Below are 22,093 nucleotides of genomic sequence, written 5' to 3' on the forward strand. Positions count from 1 at the left end.
CAGGCCTGTGAAGGAAGGCGTACGTTGTGTTTTCTTTTTGCCTGATTTCAGGATGCTGGTATTTAATTTAACTATGGATGCCTGTGGTATAAGTAATTTTTTCAAAGGCAATATGCCAAGCGCTTTGCGGCATACCTGCCTTTGAAAAGCATAAAAGCCCGCGCTTTGGTCAGGGCACCCTACTTAATTGCTCCTTAGGCAGAGAAACGGCTCTGGCCTTGCCCGAAAAGTCGTAGATTATCACCGATTGTGCGCCTTCGGGTATAAGCAGCGTTCTGCCAGACTGCGACAAATAGCCCGAGCCGTAGTAAAACTCCTGTCGCTTTTTTCTGCCATCTTTCAGGGTAATGACTGCCCAGGCGTCCTTAGTTTTTAGCGCGAGGGCCTGCTGCGGGGCAGTATGCCGGAAGGTGCGCAAAGGACCTTGGTTGGCTGCCGAAAGCACCAGAATGCTGCCATCCGCCAAGGTAATTTCAGCAAGTCCTTTGGCATCCGTGTCCACGAAAAAGCCGCTTTGTGTTACCGGCACAGGTATGAAATTGCCTTTTCCGTCGCCCTGTAGGGATAGACCGATCGATGCGTCGTACCAGCCCGTCTGTATTTCGGTGCCGTAGTTATTGCCGGTCAACAGCAGGTCCAGGTTACCGTCGTGGTTGTAGTCGTTGACTGTGATGCCGTAAACTGGGGCCACCTGCGCCTGCACGGGCAGCGCTTGGATCCTGAACTTACCCTTGCCCAGGTTCTCGATATAGCTGCTTTGGAGGTGGTTGGCCTTGGCCACGTAGGCACCTGCCAGTTCTTCTTCTGTAAACAGTTTATCATACCCAGTGCTGGCATACTCGGCAAAACTCTTGAACCGGCGGCGCATCGACACTATCTGGTCTGATAGCGCATCACGGGGATGGACCGGGTAATTTTGCCCGAGCAGGTAGTGGCCCAGCACCGGGTCGATGCTGCCATTGCCGTCAAAATCTTTCGCGGTGATGGTGATAGGCTCTTTGGGAGAGGCTTTATAATCCGAGTTCAAACCGAAGTTGCCCGCAATATAGTCCATGTCTCCGTCCTGATCGAAGTCTCCGGCGGCCAGGCTGTTCCACCAGCCAACGGCACCTTGCAGGCCGGAAGCGGCGGTGCGGTCCACGAATTTTCCGTTCTCGTTCCTCAACCACGTCACGGGCATCCACTCAGCGGCTACCAGCAGGTCTATCTTTCCATCCTGGTCGGCATCGGTCCAGAGGGCGGCGGTCACCAAGCCTATCTCGGCCAGGGCCGGGCAAACTTTAGCCGTCACATCCGTAAACCGGCCGCCGTTGTTTTGCAGGATATAGCTTTTGGCAGGCAATGGGTAGCGCTGTGGCACCACGCGCCCACCCACAAACAGGTCCAGGTCGCCGTCCTGGTCGTAATCTGCCGCCACTACAGCCGAACCGCTGGCCTTCGTGTCGGGTAGCGCCTGGGTGTCCAGGGTAAAGTTGCCCTTGCCGTCGTTGCGGTACAGGCGGTCCTGATAAGCGGCATCGCCTGCTTTAAACTCGCTGCCGCCGCTCACCACGTACAGGTCCAGGTCACCGTCGCCGTCCGCATCGAACAGCAGGCTGCCCATGTCGTCACCGTGCTTGGTGCCATCGTGCCAGGGGCTTTCCCGGAACCTGCCGCCTGCCTGTTGCAGGTATAGCTTGCCGGGGGCATCCGAAGACCCGCCCACGTAAAAGTCCTCCAGCCCGTCGCCGTTCACGTCGCCTACGGCAATGCCCGGACCGCCCTGCGAGTATTTCTGCATCAGCAGGGGCTGCAGCTTAAAGTCCACGAAGTCTTTTTCGATGTGCCGGTACCCGATGCCTGTAGCCATGCTGTCCTGCTCCTGGAACATAGTGGCGAGTATTGGTTGGGCTTCAGCCGGCGTTGGCAGAGTCGCGTTGGCGTAGCGCACGGTTAGCACCTGGTCTGCTTTGATGTTCGGGAGTATCTGTTGCCGGCCATCGGGCCATACCACCTTCAGCGTATCTGCCTGCGTGGAGTTGCCCAAGCCAAAGTGCACCACGTTCTCCACCGTCGATTTATACCCCCTGTAAGTAGAGTGGTCGTGGAAAAGCTGCTGCCCGCCATGTTGTAATGTCAGTTTTGCCCCCAGCCCGGCTTTATTCTTTGTATCGCCCTCCAGTTTTATGCGCAGGTAGTGGCGGCCAGGTAACTGGCTGGCGGTGTTCCGGTAAATAAAGGCAGGCTGGTCGATGTTGTTCATTACCAGGTCCAGGTCGCCGTCGTTATCCAGGTCAGCGAAGGCGGTGCCGTTGGTGTAGGAGGGAGCATCCAGGCCCCATTCCGCCGACTTATCGGCAAAGGTGAGGTTGCCTGTGTTCTGGTAAATGTAGTTGTGCACCTTCACGCCAGCCAGTTCCTTGATGGTCTTGGCCATTATTTTGGACTGGTGCGCCTTGTCCCCGAACTGTGCCTCCTGGCGCTGGTAGATGATGAAATCCAGGTTGGTGACGTCCTTGCGGTAGCCGTTTGTGATGAGCAGGTCGCGTTGGCCGTCGTTGTCGAAGTCGGCAAAGAGCGGGGCCCAGCTCCAGTCGGTGCGGTGTATGCCTGCCAGCTGCCCCACCTCGCTGAAGGTGCCGTTACCGTTGTTGAGCTGCAGCGTGTTGCGGATGTACTGCGGCTGGTAGCCCAGCGTAAGGTTATGCCGGAAGCGGTCGTAGTTGCCTGCCGCGATCATGGTTTTCTCCCGCTGGTTATCAGGCGGCATCATGTCCACCGTCACGATGTCCAGCAAGCCGTCGTTGTTGAAGTCGGCGATGTCGGTGCCCATGGCATTCCAGCTTTGGTGCTTCAGGTACTGCTCCGCGCGGTTCGTGAAGGTGCCATCGCCGTTGCTGATGTATAAAATGTCGTTTGTAATGAAATCGTTGGCAGCGTAGATGTCCGGCCACCCGTCGTTGTTGATGTCAGCAATGCCCACGCCTAAGCCATACCCCTCAATGAGGATGCCCGCCTCCTTCGACACGTCTGTAAACGTGTTGTCGCCGTTGTTGCGGTACAGGCGGTCGGTGCTCTTGGCCTGGCCCTTCAACTTTTTCATGCGGGAGTTGTTGCGCGGAAAGTTCTCCAGGGCGTTGGTGAGCAGGTACATGTCCAGGTCCCCGTCTTTGTCATAATCCAGAAAAGCCGCCTGGGTGCTATACCCGGTGTCAGCCAGCCCGTAGGCCTGTGCCGACTCGGTGAAGGTGCCGTCGCCGTTGTTAACGAAAAGCATGTTGGGCTTGGCAGCGGTTTTCTTGGGGCCAGCCACGCACACATAAATATCCGTATGGCCGTCGCTGTTTACATCTACCATCGACACGCCTGTCACCCAGCGGTCTGTTGCCACGCCTGCTTTTTCGGTGATGTCCTCGAACTGAAGATTGCCTTTGTTCAGGTATAGTCTGCTCGATACCTCGTTGCCACCAAAGAAGATGTCCTGCAAGCCGTCGTTGTCGATGTCGCCGATGGCCACGCCCGCCCCGTTGTAAAGATAGTCGTACTCAATGGCGTTGAGTGTGTCGTTCTCAGGCAGGGTGTTGCTGAAGGTAATGCCGGTTTCGTCTGCCGAGAGCAACTGAAAGAGGGTTGGCTCCTGCTTTTGGTTACAGCCACCCAACAACAAGACAGCACCTGTTACGGAAAAAAATAAGTGCTTCAGATTAGGCATAAAAAATGGGCGTAAGCGGGATGTGTTGCCAAAAACCATTGTATTCAATTAGATTAAGTTGTTGCAAAGCTGCAACAAGCCTCAGCGTTAAACACTTTAAATTTAAGTAAAAAGAATTCCCTAAAGTTCAAAGCAATAAAAATTATAAGTTAGCTCATTTCTGAAGAATTTCCGAAGGAGCGATGTTGAGTTGCGTAAGATAAATCTTTAATTCTGATTTGCGAAGCCATGTACATCCACTCGCGTGCTGCAAGAAGTGTAACCCAAGAACCAGGCGACCTATTCTTTGGCTAACTTATTTTTCTGTTTTTACAGAATAAAATTGGAGATGAATATTCCTGGTAGGCAAAGTGCATGTTCAGACGCTTACACGCGGAATGCATTTAAGCATGTTTTCTAAGAGGAGAGAGGGTTTTAAAGATGTTAATATCGATAGGGCTGCTTTAAAATAAGCCTCGCGACAGGCAAATCAGATAAAAGGCATATACCATTTCGTAACCCTTAAATTTTTGCTTGATTGTCTTTAGCGCTTTATGCAGGTGGTTTTCAATGTTGCTATTGCTGGTGTTTAATAGCTGAGCAATTTCGCTGTTGCTCTTTCCCTCAACACGACTCATTACAAAAACTTGTCGCCTTACAGGAGGTAATGTGTCATATGCATCTTCCAGCAGCTTGGTTAGGTCTTTGTATTCTACCATCTGTTCTGTGAAGCACCTTGTGCGCTCGCCTACTACGGCAATGTATTGGGCGAAGGCGAATTCGTATGCTTTTCTCCTTGCTTTGTTATAGACAAGATGCTTAGCGATGCTGAACAGGTAACCGTCTATGTTCTGGTCTGACTCTAGTAAGTGCCGTGCCTCCCATACCTTCAAAAAAACTTCCTGCACAATTTCCTCCGCGTCCTCTCTGCTTCGGACAAGGCGTAGGGCAAAAGCATAGAGCTTTGGTTCAAAAAGGCGGTACAGATCTTCGAATGCAGACACGTTTCCTGCCTTGAGTGCCTCTATGGTGCTGATTAAACAAATAGTGCTTCCTAACTTCATGATATAGTTTGCGGACTGAAGTGAAGTTAATGAGGCTCGAGATCTGAGCCATAGTGGTTTATTTCATGACTAAATGTAAAGCTTAAAAATCTAAATACAAAAGTGAGTGCTTAATTATTTTTTTATAAGAGGTGGTGCAACACTGCTTTTAAGTGTAATAGATATACCATAGTATAATAACTGGAAATGACTTGTTGAAGGGAAGCTGATAGAAGCGTTTACGGTGGATAAAAATTATGAGTATTACATGTTAGCTGATTAATATGTTAAAATTAGCATTGCCAGGTTTTAAATCCCGTAAAATATCGCGGTATACATTGTATAACTCTTATTGGTGCTGCCCTGAATGGTTTCGCCCATTACGATTAGTGCTGACTTCAAAATCTTTCAGTGGTAGCGTGGAAAACTCTCCCGATAGCAGAGCGATATAGCTTCTGTTAGGTTGGTGTAAATAGTAATGATTACTTCTGCGTTTCATGGTTTTGTACAGAATTACGGAGGGTATTGTTCAGGCACCAATTTAGGTAGAGTAGGAATGTTAGATGAAACAAATAAACGGCTAATGCAAGACTGCGAACAGAGCGCTTAGTTCATCGCGAAGGCAAAGTGAATTTTTTGTGTGTAGTTGCTTTTAATAAGATTATTCAAAGCCGATAACAACCAATCATATGATTATAAACATAAAACAGACAGTGATCTATAGCTTCTCAGCAGTGGTTCTTGTGTTGTCAGGCTGTGTAAGAGGCTCAGAATCACTGCAAAATTTAACGCTGGAAAAGAAATGGGAAACCACCGCCACTCTGAAAGAGCCGGAATCGGTACTGTATGATCCGGCCAAAAAAGTGCTTTATGTGTCCAACATCAACGATCCGGCTGCCGGCAAGGATGGCAACGGTTCTATCGGGCGTGTGTCGCTATCGGGCAAGGTGCAGGACGTGGAGTGGGTAGTGGGAGGTATGGACTCGCCCAAGGGCCTGGGGCTCTCGAACGGCCTGCTCTATGTGGCCGACCTGACCAACGTGGTCGTGATCGACACCAACACAGGCAAGGTGGTACGCACCATTGCGGTGCAAGACGCAGGGATGCTGAACGACATCACGGTGGACGATGAGGGCGTGGTGTATGTGTCGGACTTCGATAATAAGCGGGTATACAGGCTAAACAACAACCAGGCGGAGGTATGGCTCGAGAAGGCTCACTTTCAAAAACCCAACGGCTTGCTGGCGCACAACAACAGGTTCTATATGGTCGACATGAACGCCGGAATTTTCTATGAGGTAGACAAGGCAAGCAAAGAGCTCAGGGAAATCGCAAGCGGCCTGGTGGGTGGGGATGGCATCGTGCCCTATGGCGATGACTTTATCATCTCCAACTGGAACGGCGAGATCCATTACGTGACAGCCGATGGCAAAGTCGAGAAGCTGCTGGATACCAAAGCGGACAAAGTAAACGCCGCCGACATCGCCTACATTCCTGCCCAGAAGCTGTTGCTGGTGCCTACCTTCTTTGCCAACAAGGTGGTCGCCTACCAGGTGAAACCGAAAAAATAAGGCAGTCCCACTCCCGGTTCAGTAAACCCTATAACAAAACAGCCCTCTATGGCAGTCGCCCTTCTGCTTTTAAGCGTCGTACTGATTATTCTTCTGACAACGCGCCTGCAGGTGCACCCTTTCATCGCCCTGTTTCTGGTGGCGGTGCTCTACGGGGTGCTGACGGGTATGCCGCTGGCGACAATTGTTAAATCCGTGAACGAGGGCTTTGGCGAGACGCTGGGCAAAATTGGCCTGATCATCATCTTCGGGGTGATCATCGGGGCTTTTCTGGAGAACTCGGGAGGCGCGTACGCCCTGGCCGAGAAAGTGCTGCGGGTGGTCGGGCAGAAGCGGGTGACGGCGGCCATGGGCATCATCGGCTACTTCGTTTCCATACCGGTGTATGCCGACAGCGGTTTTCTGCTCGTCGCGCCGCTGAACAGGAGCTTGTCTAAGAAGGCAGGCATTTCGCTGGCCGGGCCCGCCGTTGCGCTGGGCCTTGGCCTCACCGCCACGCATACCCTGGTGCCGCCCACGCCGGGCCCAATAGCGGCGGCGGGAATTTTAAACGCCGACCTCGGGCTGGTGATGTTGCTGGGCTTGCCGATCAGCGCGCTGGCGCTGGCGGTGGGTGTCTGGTATGCCACGGCCTATGCCGCCAAAACCCATATCGACCCCAATCCGCAAACCACCGACGAGGAAATCAAACTGCTGCTGAAAGATGCGCCCGGTGCCTTGAAGTCGTCGGTGCCGGTACTGGTTCCTATTCTGCTGATCGTCGCGAAATCCTCTGTCCAGAACTTCGATCACTTTTTCCATCCGCAGGCTTCCGCCCTGGTTTCGTTTCTCGGGGAGCCGGTGGTGGCTTTGTGTATCGGCGCTTTCCTCTCCCTGATTCTCCCTAAAAAGCTGAAGCCCGAAATGTTGTCGGCGCAAGGCTGGGTGGGCAATGCCCTGCGCGATGCGGCCTCTGTCATCCTGATCACCGGGGCAGGCGGCATTTTCGGGAAGATCCTGCAGAACTCCGGCATTGCCGCTACGCTGGGCGAGACGCTGGCGGGGATAAACCTGAGCATCTGGCTGCCTTTTCTGCTGGCCGCCGCCATCAAAACCGCCCAGGGCTCTTCCACGGTGGCCTTGATCACCACGGCCTCTATCCTGTTGCCGATGATGCCCTCGCTTGGCTTTGTGTCTGAAATGGAGAAGGCCATGGTGGTGATTGCCATCGGGGCGGGCTCGGCCGTGGTGTCGCACGCCAACGACAGTTTTTTCTGGGTCGTCACCCAGATGTCGGGTATGAAGGTGAAGACAGGGTATAGGCTCTATACCACGGGCACTTTGGTGCTGGGGCTGTCGGCGGCGTTTTTCCTATACCTCAGCTACCTGCTTTTTACCTGATATTCAACCAAGTTTAATTTTGAAACAAATAAAATTCTCATGAAATTATACAGAACGCAGCAAGGACTTGTCATCGAAAAAGAAGAAGCGCTTTACCCTGTGAGGGATCAGGAATGGGATGATTTTCTGAACGACGAGCAGCTCTACGAAAAAATGCTGCACATTACCGAAAGCACCGCGCCGGAGCCAGGCGCAGCGGCATGGCTGGAGAAAGAACTGCTGGCGCCGGTAATGAGCCAGGAGATATGGGCAAGCGGGGTGACCTACAACCGCAGCAAAGTAGGCCGGCAGGAAGAGTCGAAGGAGAGCGGCGGCAAGGAGTTTTACGCCAAGGTATACGATGCCGACAGGCCGGAGCTCTTTTTCAAAGCCACCGCCCACCGGACGGTGGGGCCGGGCGGCAAAGTGAACATCCGCAAAGACTCTACCTGGGATGTGCCCGAGCCCGAGCTGACGCTGGTGATTACCTCGTCGGGTAAAATCATCGGGTATACCATCGGCAACGACATGAGCTCGCGCAGCATCGAAGGCGAGAACCCGCTTTACCTGCCGCAGGCCAAAACCTACGATGCCTGCGCCGCCGTTGGCCCCTGCGTGTATGTGACGCAGGAGCCACTGCCCGCCAACACAAGTATACAGATGACGATTAGCCGGCATGGCAGCATCGTGTTTGAAGGCAACATAGAGATTTCGGAGATGAAGCGCACCCCGCAGGAGCTGGTGTCGTTCTTATACCGCGAGTGCAGTTTCCCGCACGGCAGCCTGCTGATGACCGGCACCGGCATTGTGCCCGAAAAGGAGTTCACTTTGCGGCAGGGAGATGAGATCAGGATCACAATCGAGCCGATCGGCACCCTGGTGAATTTTGTAAGCTAGCGATCCCCGGGCAATTATTTAAGTAAGTGCTGATGCACTCAGATTGTGAAGTTTTTTAACGTGAAAAAATACATGGAACTAACAGGCAAAAATATTATTGGCCGCGCATTGGTGGCAGCAGGCGAAGAGACTTTCTTCGCTGTGAACCCGGCAAACGGTGAAGAGATAGCGCCTGGTTTTACCGAAGCCAGTCCGCAGGAAATTGATGAGGCCGTGCAAAAGGCCGCAGCGGCTTTTCAGGTATACCGCACCAAGTCCGGCGAACAGAAAGCAACACTGCTCGAAACGATTGCCGACGAGATCATGGCCATCGGTGATGGGCTGCTTGCACGCTGCATGGACGAAACAGGCCTGCCGGAAGCACGCCTGACAGGCGAGCGCGGCAGAACGGTGAACCAACTGAAGCTTTTTGCGCAACTGCTGCGCGAAGGCTCCTGGGTGGATGCCCGCGTGGACACTGCTGATCCGGAGCGCAAACCCATCCCGAAAGCCGATATCAGGAGTATGCTGCAGCCGCTCGGCCCGGTGGGGGTTTTCGGGGCGAGCAACTTTCCGCTGGCTTTCTCGGTGGCAGGGGGCGATACGGCCTCAGCGCTGGCCGCGGGCTGCACGGTGGTCGTAAAAGCGCATCAGGCACACCCCGGCACATCAGAGCTAGTGGGGATGGCCATACAGCGGGCCATCGAAAAATGCGACATGCCGGAAGGCACTTTCTCGATGGTGCAGGGCGCTTCAACCCAGGTTGGGCAGGCGATTGTGCGGCATCCGCTTATCAAAGCGATCGGGTTTACAGGCTCTTTCCGCGGAGGCAAAGCGCTGTTTGATGAAGCCAACAAGCGCGAAGAGCCCATACCGGTGTATGCCGAAATGGGTAGTACCAACCCGGTGATCATTCTGCCGCGCGCCTTGAAGGAGAAGAAGGAGAGCATTGCCAACGACCTGGCTGCATCGGTGGCAATGGGCGTGGGGCAGTTCTGCACATCTCCCGGCCTTGTCATGCTGCAAAAGTCAACGGACGAGGCGCAGTTCAGGCAGTTGCTGGCGGAGAGCATGGGAGAGCTGGGCGGCGGCGTGATGCTGACCCCGGGCATCCGGAGCAACTATGAAAAAGGCGTTGAAAAGCTACGCAGCATTGCTGGCGTGGAGGTGCTGGCACAAGGCATGGCAGGCGCCACCGCCTGCCATGGCACGGCTTATCTGCTGCACACCTCTGCCCGGTCTTTCCTACAAAACGAATCGCTGGAAGAAGAAGTGTTCGGGCCGTCTACGCTGGCCGTGACCGCCGACGACAAAGCTGAGTTGCTGGAGGCAGCCAAGCAGCTGAGAGGCCACCTGACCATTACCATACATGGCACTGAGGAAGACCTGCTGGAGAACCAGGACCTGATCGGCATGCTGGAGCAAAAGGCCGGCCGGCTGATCATCAACGGGTACCCCACGGGTGTGGAGGTGGGCTATGCCATGGTGCACGGCGGGCCATACCCCGCCACTACCGATAGCCGGACAACCTCGGTGGGCGCGGCGGCCATCGTGCGCTTCGCCCGGCCGGTTTGCTACCAGTCTTTCCCGATGGCGCTGCTGCCGGATGCCCTGAAAGACGGCAACCCGCTGGATATCTGGCGACTGGTGAACGGCGCCTACGAGAAGAAATAAGATAAAGGCTATACCCTTTTCCTTTTACTGTTGTTCATACTTTGCTGATATGTCTACTGACAAAAAATTAAGAAGCTACGATTGGTTTGGTAAGTCTGATAAAATGAGTTTCGTGCACCGCTCCTGGCTGCGGAACCAAGGCTATCCGGACGACTACTTCCAGGGAAGGCCTGTGATTGGGATATGCAACACCTGGTCGGAGTTGACGCCCTGCAACGGCCACCTCCGCGATTTCGCGGAAGTGGTAAAACGAGGGGTCGTGGAGGCGGGCGGTTTTCCGCTGGAGTTTCCGGTCACCTCACTGGGCGAAACCATCATGCGGCCGACCACCATGCTCTTCCGGAACCTGGCGGCCATGGATACCGAGGAGTCTATCCGTGCCAACCCCCTCGATGGCGTTGTGCTGCTGACGGGTTGCGACAAAACCACGCCCTCTACCCTGATGGGCGCCTGCAGCGTTGATTTGCCCACCATTGTGGTGCCCGGCGGGCCCATGCTGAACGGCAGGTATAAGGGCGAGTGCGTGGGTTCCGGGTCCTTCAACTGGCTGATCAAGGAGAAACAGAAAGTAGCCAATTACTCGGATGCTGACATCCACGCCATGGAAATCGGGGCGGCCCGGAGCCAGGGACACTGCATGACCATGGGCACAGCCTCTACGATGGCCTGTATGGTGGAGGCGCTCGGGCTGACGCTCCCGGGGGCGGCGGCCATACCTGCCGTAGACTCGCGCAAGAAAGTGATGGCGCAACTGTCGGGCAGGAGGATTGTGGAGATGGTGAGAGAAGACCTCACCCTGTCAAAAATACTTACTCGGAAAGCCTTTGAAAACGCCATCGTGGTGAACGCGGCCGTGGGCGGCTCGACTAACTTTATCATACACCTGCTGGCCATTGCCGGACGCTTAGGGGTGGAGTTAAGCCTGGAAGATTTCGATACCATAGGCAGCAGGATTCCTTTGTTGCTCAATCTGAAGCCTTCTGGTAAATACCTGATGGAGGACTTTTACTATGCGGGCGGCTTGCCTGTGGTGCTGAAAGAAATTCAACAATACCTGCACAATGAGGTAATAACAGTGAACGGACGGCTAATAAGTGACAGTTACAGCGAAGCAGCCTGCTATAACGACGACGTCATTGGTACTGTGGAGAAGCCTTTCCAGCAAGAGTCAGGAATTGCCGTACTTAAAGGCAATCTCTGTGAGCAGGGAGCCATCATTAAACCGTCTGCTGCTTCACCGGAACTGATGAAGCATCGGGGCCGTGCGGTAGTGTTCGAGACCATCGAGGAGTATCACCAGCGCATCGATGACCCGGACCTGGACATTGACGAAACCTGCGTAATTGTGCTGAAGGGCGTGGGGCCGAAAGGATACCCCGGTATGCCGGAAGTTGGCAACGTGGATCTTCCTGAAAAAATTCTGCGCAAAGGCATTCGTGACATGGTGCGTATCTCTGATGGCAGGATGAGCGGTACCGCCGCCGGTACTGTCGTGTTGCACGTGTCTCCTGAGTCTGCCGTGGGCGGTACCCTGGCTTTGGTGCAGAACGGCGACATGATTGAACTGGACGTAAAAAACCGAAGGCTGCACTTGGATGTCAGTGAAGAAGAGCTTGAGTTTCGTAGAGCTGCCTGGGTAGCTCCTGCACCTATGGCCACACGAGGATACGTGAAAATATATATCGATCATGTGCAGCAGGCACACCTTGGCGCGGATTTCGATGTGCTGCGTGGCGGCTCCGGCTCAGAGGTTGCCAGAGATTTACATTAAGGATAGCATAGGCTTCAATTTTATATTCATCTCTTTTATCAAAAGCTGCCTTTATACATGCCTGTGTATGAAGGCAGCTTTTTTTTGGCTTACGCGGATTGATCCTTATAGCTATTGCTGCCTGTTTTGCAGCTTTTACGCACCCTTCATGTTACCCTGCATTTAAAGTTATAAGGCTGTCGCAACTACTGAAGGGTTAAAGAGCAACCTTTCTGGTATACTGTTCATGGGCCACGCACATATAATAACGAGGCTTAAAAGTGAGTGCTTAATTATTTTTATAATAGAGGTGGTGCATCGCTTTGGTTATGTGTAATCTATATATAAACACACATTAATATCAATGAACCAAAGCTTGCTTGATCGTTACTACAAAGGGGAATGCACTCCAGAAGAGGTGCAGGCGGTGCTGCGCTGGTTCCGATCCAGAAACATAAAGCCGGGGCAGGAACAGGACCTCCACGCGCTGTGGCACGAGGAAGCCGAAAGTCCTGAGCTTGCCCACGATGCCGAAGCCCTGCTGGGCCGCATTAAAGCAGCGTTGCCGCTGCCGCAAGCCCCCGAAACACCTGTCATAAGACTGCAGGCTCAGCCGCAACGCTGGCTGAAGGTTGCGGCCGTGCTGCTGCCGCTCTGCCTGCTGGCTGGGCTGGCGCTCTATGCCTTGCGCCCTGCACCTGCCGCTTATGTGTCAGTAGAGGCCGCCCCGGGTGTGCGCAAGCTAATTTACCTGCCCGACGGCTCAGTGGTGCACCTCCACGCGGGCAGCCGGGTGACTTTCAGAAAGGGCTTCAGTGACAGAAAGCGCGAGATCGACTTACAGGGGGAAGCTTTTTTCGAAGTAGCCAAGGATCGCCGCCGCCCTTTCATCGTGCAAACCGGCGCAATCTCCACCCAGGCCCTAGGCACATCCTTCAATATTCGGCATATACCAGGCGAGGCGGCAATTGCTATATCGCTGGCTTCGGGGGTGGTTAAGATAGACCGGAAAGAAGAAAAGGGTAGCGAAAAGCTCCTGGGTAAACTTACGCCGGGCCTTCAACTCACTTATTATGGGGTATCACAAGAGTTTGCTGTGGCTCCCTTTGACCGGGCTGAGGTCTTGGGCTGGAAGGAAGGCCTGCTGACCTTTCGCAGCGCCGATATGGACGAAGTGGTACACAAGTTAGAGCAGTGGTATGGGGTGGAGATAGCGGTAGAGGCTAAGGGCAAGCCTGGCAAAGCTTGGGACTACACTGGGGTTTACGATAACGAGTCACTGGACAAAGTGCTCGAGGGTATCGGTTTCGTGAAAGGCTTCACCTACAAACGGATAAACAAGAAAGTCAAAATAGAATTTAACCAATCATGAAATAATATGGGCTACGCAAAGGAATGAAAAAAAGCCAGCCTTTGGATAAAGCTGGCTTTAGATTCCCTCCGAAGAAATCTGTTGACGCATTTTCTTTTAGAGGGGTTTGTTTAACGATTTCAATCATATTAAACATTTCAAATTTATGAAAAACAATTTTTACTACCTATTAAAAGGTGGGGTAACAAGGACGCTGGTAGCAACGCTGGTGCTGATGCTTACCAACCTTTACGTATCCGCAGTTGGAATTGACACCCCATTGCCTGATATGCAGAGTGAAAAGGTGACGCTCTTGCTGAAAGAGGGTTCCCTTCAGGATTTTATCAAGAGCGTGGAAATGCAAACGCCTTTCCGATTTACTTTCGATGAGAGAGAAGTATCGGGGAAAAAGGTACTATCGGTAAACGCCAGAAACGAGCCGCTCAGCAAAGTGCTGGACCGAGTGGCTTCTGAGACGGGCTTGGAGTTTAAGCTAATCAATAACAATATTCATATAAGGCTTGCCAAGTCAGGCGCACCAGCATCTTTCAGTGTGCCAGCTAACCGGTTGAGTGCGCAAACACAGCCCCCAATTACAGGCCGTGTTACAGGCAATAGCGGCATAGGATTGCCAGGGGTAAGTATCGCAGTAAGAGGCACTAGCAAAGGCACCGTAACAGACGCAGACGGGAGTTTCACCATTGCCGCTTCCCCAAAGGATGTTCTTGTTTTTTCCTATATCGGATTTACTACAAAAGAGATAACCGTAGGTAGCCAAAGCAAACTGAATGTTGTACTTGGCGAAAATACGCAGGCCCTAGAGGAAGTGGTGGTCACTGCGTTGGGCATTAAAAGAGAAGCTAAAAAGCTGGGCTATGCAACGGCTACAGTAGATACGGAAGCCCTTTTGAGTAGCCGGTCAACCAATGTCGGTAATAACCTTGTCGGAAAAGTTTCTGGGGTAAACGTGCAGGCACCGCCAACCGGGCCAGGCGGTTCCTCCAAGATCCGGATTCGGGGCCAGTCTTCTTTTGGGGGCAACAACTCTCCATTGATCGTTGTGAACGGCGTCCCGATTAATAATAAAGCTAATGGTCGTGGAAATGGCGCAGGCGATGGATTTGCCGGAGAGGCAATGTCAGACACCGGTGATGGTATGCAGAGCATAAACCCGGAGGATATTGAATCCATGACAGTTCTGAAGGGAGCCGCTGCTGCTGCATTGTATGGTTTCCGGGCAAAAGACGGTGCCATTATCATCACTACAAAATCTGGCACAAACCAGACAGGTATTGGCGTCACCCTTTCTTCTACTGTGCAGGCCGACCAGGCACTTGACTTCACAGACTTCCAGTATGAATATGGTCAGGGTGAGGGTGGTAAGAGGCCGCAAAGCGTTGGGGAGGCCCGCTCGTCTGGTGTCTGGAGCTTTGGTGAGCGCTTTGATGGGCAGCCAACGTGGCAGGTAGATGGCCAGCAGCATCCGTATTCGCCTTTCAAAGACCGCACCGATGCCTTTTATCGCACTGGCCTGATGTTGCAGAACAGCGTTGCCTTAGCCGGTGGTAATGACAGAGGAAGCTTTCGTGTCTCCTTCTCCGACACAGATGCCAAGAGCATTGTGCCAAACTCAAGCTTTACCAGGAAATCTGTGAACTTGGGATTGACTTACAAATTGTCTGATAAGCTCTCCACGCAGGTAAACGCCAACTATTCTAATGAGGACAACATCAACCCTCCTGTTGTTTCGCAGCAGGACTTTAACATAAACTCAACCCTCTACACCCTGGCTAACAGCATAGACCCGAGGTGGATGGAGACAGCCTACAAAGACCCGGTCACCGGTAACGAGATCAATCCTGCCCGTTTTACAAACCGCACCAACATGTACTGGTCGATGAATGAGCGTTTTGAAAACCGTAAGCGTGACCGCCTTTTCGGTAATGTGTCGCTACGGTATGAGTTAACGCCGTGGCTTTATGCCCAAGGCCGCGTGGGGCAAGATTATTTTAGCGTAAACCATGAGGTGAACCGCCCGACCGGTACTGCTTTTTTACCTCCTGCTACTTCAGGCTTCAATGGTAATTATTACCAGGATTCAGAGAATTTCCGGGAGCTCAATCTCGATTTCCTGGTTGGGGCAAACCATGCGTTTGGTGATTTTAGCATTGACGCGACAATCGGTGGGAACTCCATGGACCAGACAGGCCAGACACTAAGCACCTCTGTGGAAAATTTTTATGTTCGGGATCTGTATACCATCAACAACGGACAAATAAAAAATCCTGGTTTTAATTACTACAGGAAGAAAGTAAACTCCTTGTACGGTACAGTGGATTTTGGCTTCCGCGAATACCTGTTTTTAACTGTTACAGGCCGTAACGACTGGTTCTCTACCCTGAACCCTAAGTCAAACAGTTACCTGTATCCATCGGTAAGCACCAGCTTTGTGTTCAGCCAGGCTTTTGCCAATTCGTTACCAACTTGGATCAACTTTGGAAAACTAAGAGCCGCTTACGCTGAGGTAGGGGGAGACACGGATCCTTATACCAACCAACTGTTCTATTCACTTAACAACCAGACCCTGAATGGTATACCATTAGGGAATATTGCCGGTTCGGTGAGCCCAAACCCAAATCTGAGACCTCTGAAAGTGAAAGAAGCTGAAGTGGGGTTAGAGTTAAAGTTGTTTAACAGCCGGGTAAACCTTGATTTGGCAGCTTACCGCAAGAACACAGAAGATGAGATCCTGAACGTGGATATCTCTAACGCATCAGGTTTTGGACAGACAAAAGTGAACGTGGGAAGGCTGAGAAACCAGGGGGTGGAAATGTTACTGGGCTTCATGCCGATAACTAACAGTAACCTTACCTGGGAAACTGCCTTTAACCTGACCTACAACCAGAGCGAGGTGCTGGAACTGGCCAACAACCAGCAACGGATCGATGTGGGAACAGGCGAGTTCATTGGCATTGTGTCGCACGAAGTCGGCATGCCGCTGGGCTCGTTGCGTGGTGTTGATTTCAGACGCAATGAAGCGACAGGACAAGTTGTGACCTCTAACGGTAATATGTTAGGAGGAAATATTATTACCTACGGCAGCGCTATACCAACCCATACAGGAGGGTGGCTTAACACCATAAACTTCAAAGGTTTCCGCTTCTTCACACAGATTGACTTTAAAGCAGGCCATAAGATGATCTCTAATTCCAACTTCAACTGGTACCGCCACGGCCTGCACAAGGAGACCTTATACGGACGCGAGGAAGGAGTTATATATCCAAGCGTAACACCGGAAGGAGACCCGAATACAACGGCCGTACTGCCGGGAAGATTCTACAACGGCGTCCGCAGTTTCAGTATTGCCACCCCTTTTGTATATGATGCAAGTTTTGTGCGGTGGCGGACTGCCTCTCTGGGGTATGACCTCACCAAACTGCTGAGCAACACCTTCATCAAGGGGCTTAACATCAATGCCTATGTCAACAATGTGCTGATGATTAAGAAGTTCGTTGACAACCTTGATCCGGAATCTCAATTTTCTGCTTCCGATAACCTGGCAGGGCTTGAAGGCCACTCCCTTCCTACTACACGAAGTTATGGTGTGAATGTAAATATTAAATTATAACGTCAACTAAGCGCAACATCATGATAAAGAATATATATAAATGTGTGGTTCTGGTTGCCTTGCTAATAGGTGCAGGCAGCTGCGACAAGGATTTTGAAGAAATAAACACCAATCCTATACAACCAACTATGCTTGACCCTGTGTACCTGTTCTCGGATGCACAGCGAACTTCCGCAGTCAGTACGCTGGGTTATCAGGCGGCCATTGTTCAGCAAGTGCAGATACCATATTCAGGATTTGTGGCAGGCGGCAACCTCAATTTGGTTAATGAAATTCAGTCTGCACCCATATTCAACGACCTCTATACACAGACAATCAGAAATCTGACTGCTGTTATTGAGATGACCAAGGATAAGCCGGAGCGGAGCAACCTCTACAATATGGCAAGAATCTGGCGTGCGTACAGCTTTCAGATTTTAGTAGACACCTATGGGGATGTGCCTTACTTTGAGGCAGGCAAAGGCTTTCTGGAGAGCACTTACTTACCAAAGTACGATGAGGCTTCGGTTATATACGAGGACATCATAAAGGAATATCAGCAGGCCACGGATGCATTGAAACCAGACGGGGATGTGGTGCCGGGAGATTTATTTTATCGGGGAAATATTGAGAAGTGGAAAAAGCTTGGAAATTCGCTTTTGCTGCGCACCGGGATGCGGTATACTGAAATTAATCAGGCAAAGGCGCAATCCATTGTAACGACAGCGGTTGATCCTGCAAGAGGAGGTGTAATAACATCTAATGAGGACAATGCTTATGTTCCCTATAGCAGTACTTTTATCCATCCCATGTCATCTCCGCTGCTGGCTACCGAGCGGCTTAACTATTATGTAGGAGCTCCGTTCGTTGAATACCTTCAAAGCACAGATGATCCGCGCCTGGAATACATTGCTGTAAAATACGAGAACCCTGCCGGGACCATAGGATCGTTAGGAACAGAGAACACGACTCCGAAGGACCAGCAAGGGATGCCATACGGTTATGATGACACTAACATAGCCAGTGCACCTGGTTTCCCGGGTAAGATTGGGGCTGCCTTTAAATACTCCCAGTTTAACCGCAGGACTGTACTGCAACTCGACAGACCTGAGTTTCTGGTTACGCATGCCCAGACAGCCCTTCTTTTAGCTGAGGCAGCGCACCGGGGGTATATTCAGGGAGGTGAAGCTGTGGCTCAGGAATATTATCAAGCCGGTATCCGGGCACATATGGAACAGATGGAGGCTTACAGTGGTGTAACTGAGGGGGCCAACATTGACATTACGCCCGAAGAGGTGGCCGCATTCTTGGCACAGCCTGAAATTGCCTATAACCCGTCGCGAGCCCTGGAGCAAATAAATGAGCAATACTGGGTTGCTTCTTTCCTGCAGTTCCAGGAAGCCTGGTCTAACTTCCGTAGAAGTGGCTATCCAAAATTAAAGCCTACCAATTATCCGAGCCAGGATCCTTCTGTGAACGATATCGGGGGCGGCTTTATCCGCAGGCTGCCCTACCCGCTGAGAGAAAGGTCTGTTAATGAGAAGAATGTAAACGAGGCAATAGCGCGGATGGGGGGCAACACGCTCGGTAACCCGATATTCTGGGATGTGGTGGACTAACGGTAGACCTATCCGCTCTGGCGGTACAATTTCCTTCATTTCTTATTGATGCGGGAATCATGATGGAGAGGGTAAGGCTTTGTGAGATTGAGTTTTGCCCTCTCCAAAATGATCAGCATAAGGCTTGCTATGCCTTTAAGCACCAGGTGTCTGGCTAACAGCGCTGGCAAAGCACCAGAGGTTTTGCTTGCGACGATGCACCCGCATGACAGTGAGTTCAGAAACGTAATCCATCAAATCACTAAACAAACATTGTATGAGAAAGGTCAGTTTTTGTGCCCTTTTTATCCTATTTCTAAGTTTTTCTACTGTTTCGCTGGCTCAGCAAATTTCCAGGGAAGAGCTGCTTTTCCTGACACCGCAGTGGAAGGGGGAAAGATTTCCCGATGGTCGTCCGAAAGTGTCGGATGAGCTTATCAAGAGAATGAAGCTGGTGACGCATGAAGAGGCATGGTCGGTTATGAAAGGGGAAAATTATAAGCACCAGTATGCGGATGGATGGCTGGTTGTGAATCCAGATAGTGTGCTGGTGGGGCGCGCTTTAACGGCGACGTTTATGCCTGGCAGACCCGATGTACAGCGGGTGATAACCGAAAAAGGCCAAAAAAAGGATGGAAGGATCAAAGATCAGAACTCCTGGCCCATCGACATGCTGGTAAAAGGCGATGTATATGTAGCCGACCAGTTTGGTGCCCATGAAAACGGCCCCACGATCGGTGATAACCTGGCAAACTCCATCTTTGCCAAATCAGGAAACGGCATTGTGTACGGAGGAGCTGTGCGGGATTTAGCAGGTTTGAAAGAGATTGGATCCTTCACCTCCTATGTAAAAAGCTACCACCCTTCGCACCACTTGAACAATCCTGATGGTGAACTTAATACCACGCTGGTAGGCATCAATAAGCCCACCAGGATTGACAATGTGATGGTGATGCCCGGCGACATCGTTTTAGGCCGGGATGGAGGAGTTAGTTTTATACCCCCTCACCTGGTAGAGAAGGTAGTGAAAACCTCTGAAGTAGTCAGGCTGCGGGACATGTTCGGCCATCAGCGCCTGCGCGAGCAGAAATACACAGCAGGCCAAATTGACAACCGCTGGTCCCCGGAAATAGAGAAGGATTTTTCAAAGTGGCTAAATGACCACGCAAACGAATTGCCGGTTCCAAAGGAACAAATCCAGGAGTTATTGAAAACCCGCACCTGGTAAGTATAAACTATCTATAACAAGCTGAATAAGAGAAAGAGACATGATAAATAAACAATCGAGACGCTCGTTTTTAACCAAAAGCAGTATGGCTGGCCTGGCCGGTGTCACTTTAATGTCCACGTTCGGGCAGGGTTTGGAAGCCGCTGTTCAAAAGGCACCCTTAGCCTCCAGTCCTTCAGACCTTAAGATAACCGACATCAAAGCCGGCTACATTCGCAACGGGCACAGTCTCTTTGTGAAAGTGCACACCAACCAGGGAATCTGGGGTTGTGGGGAGGCGGTTGATGCGACACCCGGCACCTACCACTTGGTGAAGATGTTCGGGGAGCGCATAAAAGGCAAAAGCCCGCTGAATGTAAACCGCCTTTTTGAAGATGTGCGAAAATCGGGCTTCTTTGAAGGGGCACAGGGCGGAATGTATATCGCTGTACTTTCGGCAATCGAAACTGCCCTCTGGGATCTGACAGGAAAGGCTCTGGGCGTTCCTGTGTATCAGCTGCTGGGAGGCAAGTACCGGGACAAAATCAGGGTGTATTGCGACACGGCGGCTTACCGCGAAAGGAACCCAACTCCCCAGATGTATGGCACAGCCGCCAAAGACGTTGTGAAAAGAGGGTTTACGGCTGTAAAGCTCGACATAGACGAAGCAAGCGACCCCAATAAGTATGACCACTACAACTGGACTGCCAGCCCGGCTGAGTTGGAAAGAATGTACAACCAGATTGCTGCCGTACGGGAGGCAGTAGGGCCTCATATCGACATTTGCGTGGACATGCACGGCCGCTATGATGCCACCACCGGCCACCGCGTCGCCAAAATGATGGAACCGCTAAACCTGATGTTCCTGGAAGAACCGGTTCCTGCAGAGAACGTGGATGCCCTCAAATTGATCACAGATTCTACCAGCACACCGATTTGTGTGGGCGAAAACCTTTACCTCGCCCACGGCTTCCGCCGCTTACTCGAGATAGGTGCTGCCGATATGGTGATGCCAGACCTTCAGAAAGCCGGAGGTTTGGGTGAGGGGCAGAGAATCGCCAACCTGGCGAACCTGCACTACGTGCCATTTTCCCCTCACATGGTAGGTTCCTACCTGGCGGCGATGGCCTCTAGTCATGTATGTGCGTCAGTACCAAACTTCGCCATCCTGGAATGGCAGCTGTATTTCCACACAGACCCTATGTTCAAAGACATTGTCACTTTTGAAGGCGACATGATCAAAGACGGGCACATTGTTTTAAGAGACAAGCCGGGTATCGGGGTGGATATAAATGAGGAAGGGATGAAAAAATATGCGACAAAGGGATATCCCTTCTTTGTGTAAGCTATTGACTCTCTTTTGACTGATCCATGATCATCATACAATTTCTGTAATACATACTAGCAACTTTCATGAAGAAAAATTTAACGTGGATAGCGGTTTTCCTTTTGTCGGGCTTTATGGCAACAGCACAACAGGTTACCCCTACATCCGATCAAATCAAAACCCTTACCTCAGAGTGGAAAGGCGAACGCTACCCGGACGGAAGGCCGAAGGTACCGGATGAATACCTGAAAAGACTGAAGAATATCTCTATTGAAGAAGCCTGGGGAGTGCTCCGTAACAAAGGGTATATGAACCAATATGAAGGCGAATGGATGGTCATACACCCAGATAGCGCTATGACCGGCCGCGTGGTAACTGCGCAGTATATGCCGTTACGCCCCGATATGGAGAAGGTGCTGAAAGAAAAGGGAAAAGCAGAGGGCCGCAGCCAGGCCGGGGGGACAAATTCCTGGCCGATCGATGTGCTGAAGGAAGGCGATATCTACGTGGCCGATGGCTACGGCAAAATCGTGGATGGAACCCTGATTGGCGACAACCTCGGGAACTCTATTTATGCCAAGTCCAAGCGTGGGGTTATTTTTTACGGCTCCGTGCGCGATGTGGAAGGGCTAAGCGAAATCAAGGGTTTCAACGGCTGGATAAAAGGACAGGACCCTTCCTATATACAGCAAATGATGCTGAGCGGCATCAACGTGCCCATCAGGATCGGGCGTGCCACCGTGATGCCCGGCGATGTGGTGCTGGCTAAGCAGGCCGGAACTGTGTTCATCCCCTCGCACCTGGTGGAGGAGTTAGTAATCAATGCGGAGTTTATTGCCCTGCGGGATGAGTTTGGGCACCAACGGTTGCGCGAGGGGAAATATACCCCTGGCGAGGTAGACAGCAAGTGGAACGACAAAATCAAAAACGATTTCGTGCAATGGACTAAAGCTAAGAAAGATCTCCCCATGAGCCGCAACGAGTTGGACGAGTACATGAAAAACAGAACGTGGTAGCACCACTCCACTGGTTTGATTCTCAATAATTTAATTCATTACCG

The 22,093-nt window shown here is 51.8% G+C and carries 13 protein-coding genes; 11 read left to right on the top strand and 2 right to left on the bottom strand.

The annotated features are described in order from the left end of the window. Positions 1-169 precede the first annotated feature (169 nt). Both ACXYMU_RS02425 and ACXYMU_RS02430 read right to left on the bottom strand, forming a co-directional pair. The gene (locus ACXYMU_RS02425) at positions 170-3,691 is read right to left on the bottom strand and encodes a VCBS repeat-containing protein (RefSeq protein ID WP_458984749.1); all 3,522 of its coding nucleotides are present in this window, start codon (positions 3,689-3,691) and stop codon (positions 170-172) included. A gap of 443 nt (positions 3,692-4,134) precedes the next feature. Beyond that, positions 4,135-4,734 carry an RNA polymerase sigma factor gene (locus tag ACXYMU_RS02430; RefSeq protein WP_458984750.1) on the bottom strand — a complete coding sequence of 200 codons (600 nt, stop codon included), beginning with the start codon at positions 4,732-4,734 and terminating at the stop codon, positions 4,135-4,137. A gap of 668 nt (positions 4,735-5,402) precedes the next feature. Here ACXYMU_RS02430 and ACXYMU_RS02435 point away from each other — a divergent pair. The 11 genes from ACXYMU_RS02435 (at position 5,403) to ACXYMU_RS02485 (ending at position 22,049) form a co-directional block, all read left to right on the top strand. After that, the gene (locus ACXYMU_RS02435; protein ID WP_458984751.1) at positions 5,403-6,284 is read left to right on the top strand and encodes an NHL repeat-containing protein; all 882 of its coding nucleotides are present in this window, start codon (positions 5,403-5,405) and stop codon (positions 6,282-6,284) included. A 48-nt stretch (positions 6,285-6,332) separates the two neighbouring features. Further along, positions 6,333-7,664, top strand: coding sequence for a GntP family permease (locus ACXYMU_RS02440; RefSeq protein ID WP_458984752.1), 1,332 nt, complete (start codon positions 6,333-6,335; stop codon positions 7,662-7,664). Between the two features lie 39 nt (positions 7,665-7,703). Continuing rightward, a complete protein-coding gene (locus ACXYMU_RS02445) occupies positions 7,704-8,540 on the top strand; it encodes a fumarylacetoacetate hydrolase family protein (RefSeq protein ID WP_458984753.1) in 837 nt (278 codons plus the stop codon). A 72-nt stretch (positions 8,541-8,612) separates the two neighbouring features. Beyond that, positions 8,613-10,193: an aldehyde dehydrogenase (NADP(+)) gene (locus tag ACXYMU_RS02450; RefSeq protein ID WP_458984754.1), complete on the top strand. Its 1,581-nt coding sequence runs from the start codon at positions 8,613-8,615 to the stop codon at positions 10,191-10,193. 49 nt (positions 10,194-10,242) lie between these two features. Then, complete coding sequence (locus ACXYMU_RS02455) at positions 10,243-11,964, top strand: IlvD/Edd family dehydratase (RefSeq protein ID WP_458984755.1); 1,722 nt, start codon at positions 10,243-10,245, stop codon at positions 11,962-11,964. Between the two features lie 343 nt (positions 11,965-12,307). Beyond that, entirely contained in the window at positions 12,308-13,315 is a 1,008-nt protein-coding gene (locus tag ACXYMU_RS02460) for a FecR family protein (protein WP_458984756.1), read from the top strand. 145 nt (positions 13,316-13,460) lie between these two features. Continuing rightward, positions 13,461-16,922, top strand: coding sequence for a SusC/RagA family TonB-linked outer membrane protein (locus ACXYMU_RS02465; RefSeq protein ID WP_458984757.1), 3,462 nt, complete (start codon positions 13,461-13,463; stop codon positions 16,920-16,922). A gap of 20 nt (positions 16,923-16,942) precedes the next feature. After that, entirely contained in the window at positions 16,943-18,520 is a 1,578-nt protein-coding gene (locus ACXYMU_RS02470; RefSeq protein ID WP_458984758.1) for a SusD/RagB family nutrient-binding outer membrane lipoprotein, read from the top strand. Positions 18,521-18,776: 256 nt separating this feature from the next. Continuing rightward, on the top strand, positions 18,777-19,727 hold the full coding sequence (locus ACXYMU_RS02475; protein WP_458984759.1) for an RraA family protein: 951 nt from the start codon (positions 18,777-18,779) through the stop codon (positions 19,725-19,727). 40 nt (positions 19,728-19,767) lie between these two features. After that, entirely contained in the window at positions 19,768-21,051 is a 1,284-nt protein-coding gene (locus tag ACXYMU_RS02480) for a mandelate racemase/muconate lactonizing enzyme family protein (RefSeq protein WP_458984760.1), read from the top strand. Between the two features lie 68 nt (positions 21,052-21,119). Next, positions 21,120-22,049: an RraA family protein gene (locus tag ACXYMU_RS02485; RefSeq protein ID WP_458984761.1), complete on the top strand. Its 930-nt coding sequence runs from the start codon at positions 21,120-21,122 to the stop codon at positions 22,047-22,049. Positions 22,050-22,093: the final 44 nt, after the last annotated feature.

This window comes from Pontibacter sp. CAU 1760 (assembly GCF_054482735.1).

Coding starts and splice junctions, on each gene's coding strand:
- ACXYMU_RS02425 (WP_458984749.1), bottom strand. CDS start 3,691: ATGCCTAATCTGAAGCACTTATTTTTTTCCGTAACAGGTGCTGTCTTG.
- ACXYMU_RS02430 (WP_458984750.1), bottom strand. CDS start 4,734: ATGAAGTTAGGAAGCACTATTTGTTTAATCAGCACCATAGAGGCACTC.
- ACXYMU_RS02435 (WP_458984751.1), top strand. CDS start 5,403: ATGATTATAAACATAAAACAGACAGTGATCTATAGCTTCTCAGCAGTG.
- ACXYMU_RS02440 (WP_458984752.1), top strand. CDS start 6,333: ATGGCAGTCGCCCTTCTGCTTTTAAGCGTCGTACTGATTATTCTTCTG.
- ACXYMU_RS02445 (WP_458984753.1), top strand. CDS start 7,704: ATGAAATTATACAGAACGCAGCAAGGACTTGTCATCGAAAAAGAAGAA.
- ACXYMU_RS02450 (WP_458984754.1), top strand. CDS start 8,613: ATGGAACTAACAGGCAAAAATATTATTGGCCGCGCATTGGTGGCAGCA.
- ACXYMU_RS02455 (WP_458984755.1), top strand. CDS start 10,243: ATGTCTACTGACAAAAAATTAAGAAGCTACGATTGGTTTGGTAAGTCT.
- ACXYMU_RS02460 (WP_458984756.1), top strand. CDS start 12,308: ATGAACCAAAGCTTGCTTGATCGTTACTACAAAGGGGAATGCACTCCA.
- ACXYMU_RS02465 (WP_458984757.1), top strand. CDS start 13,461: ATGAAAAACAATTTTTACTACCTATTAAAAGGTGGGGTAACAAGGACG.
- ACXYMU_RS02470 (WP_458984758.1), top strand. CDS start 16,943: ATGATAAAGAATATATATAAATGTGTGGTTCTGGTTGCCTTGCTAATA.
- ACXYMU_RS02475 (WP_458984759.1), top strand. CDS start 18,777: ATGAGAAAGGTCAGTTTTTGTGCCCTTTTTATCCTATTTCTAAGTTTT.
- ACXYMU_RS02480 (WP_458984760.1), top strand. CDS start 19,768: ATGATAAATAAACAATCGAGACGCTCGTTTTTAACCAAAAGCAGTATG.
- ACXYMU_RS02485 (WP_458984761.1), top strand. CDS start 21,120: ATGAAGAAAAATTTAACGTGGATAGCGGTTTTCCTTTTGTCGGGCTTT.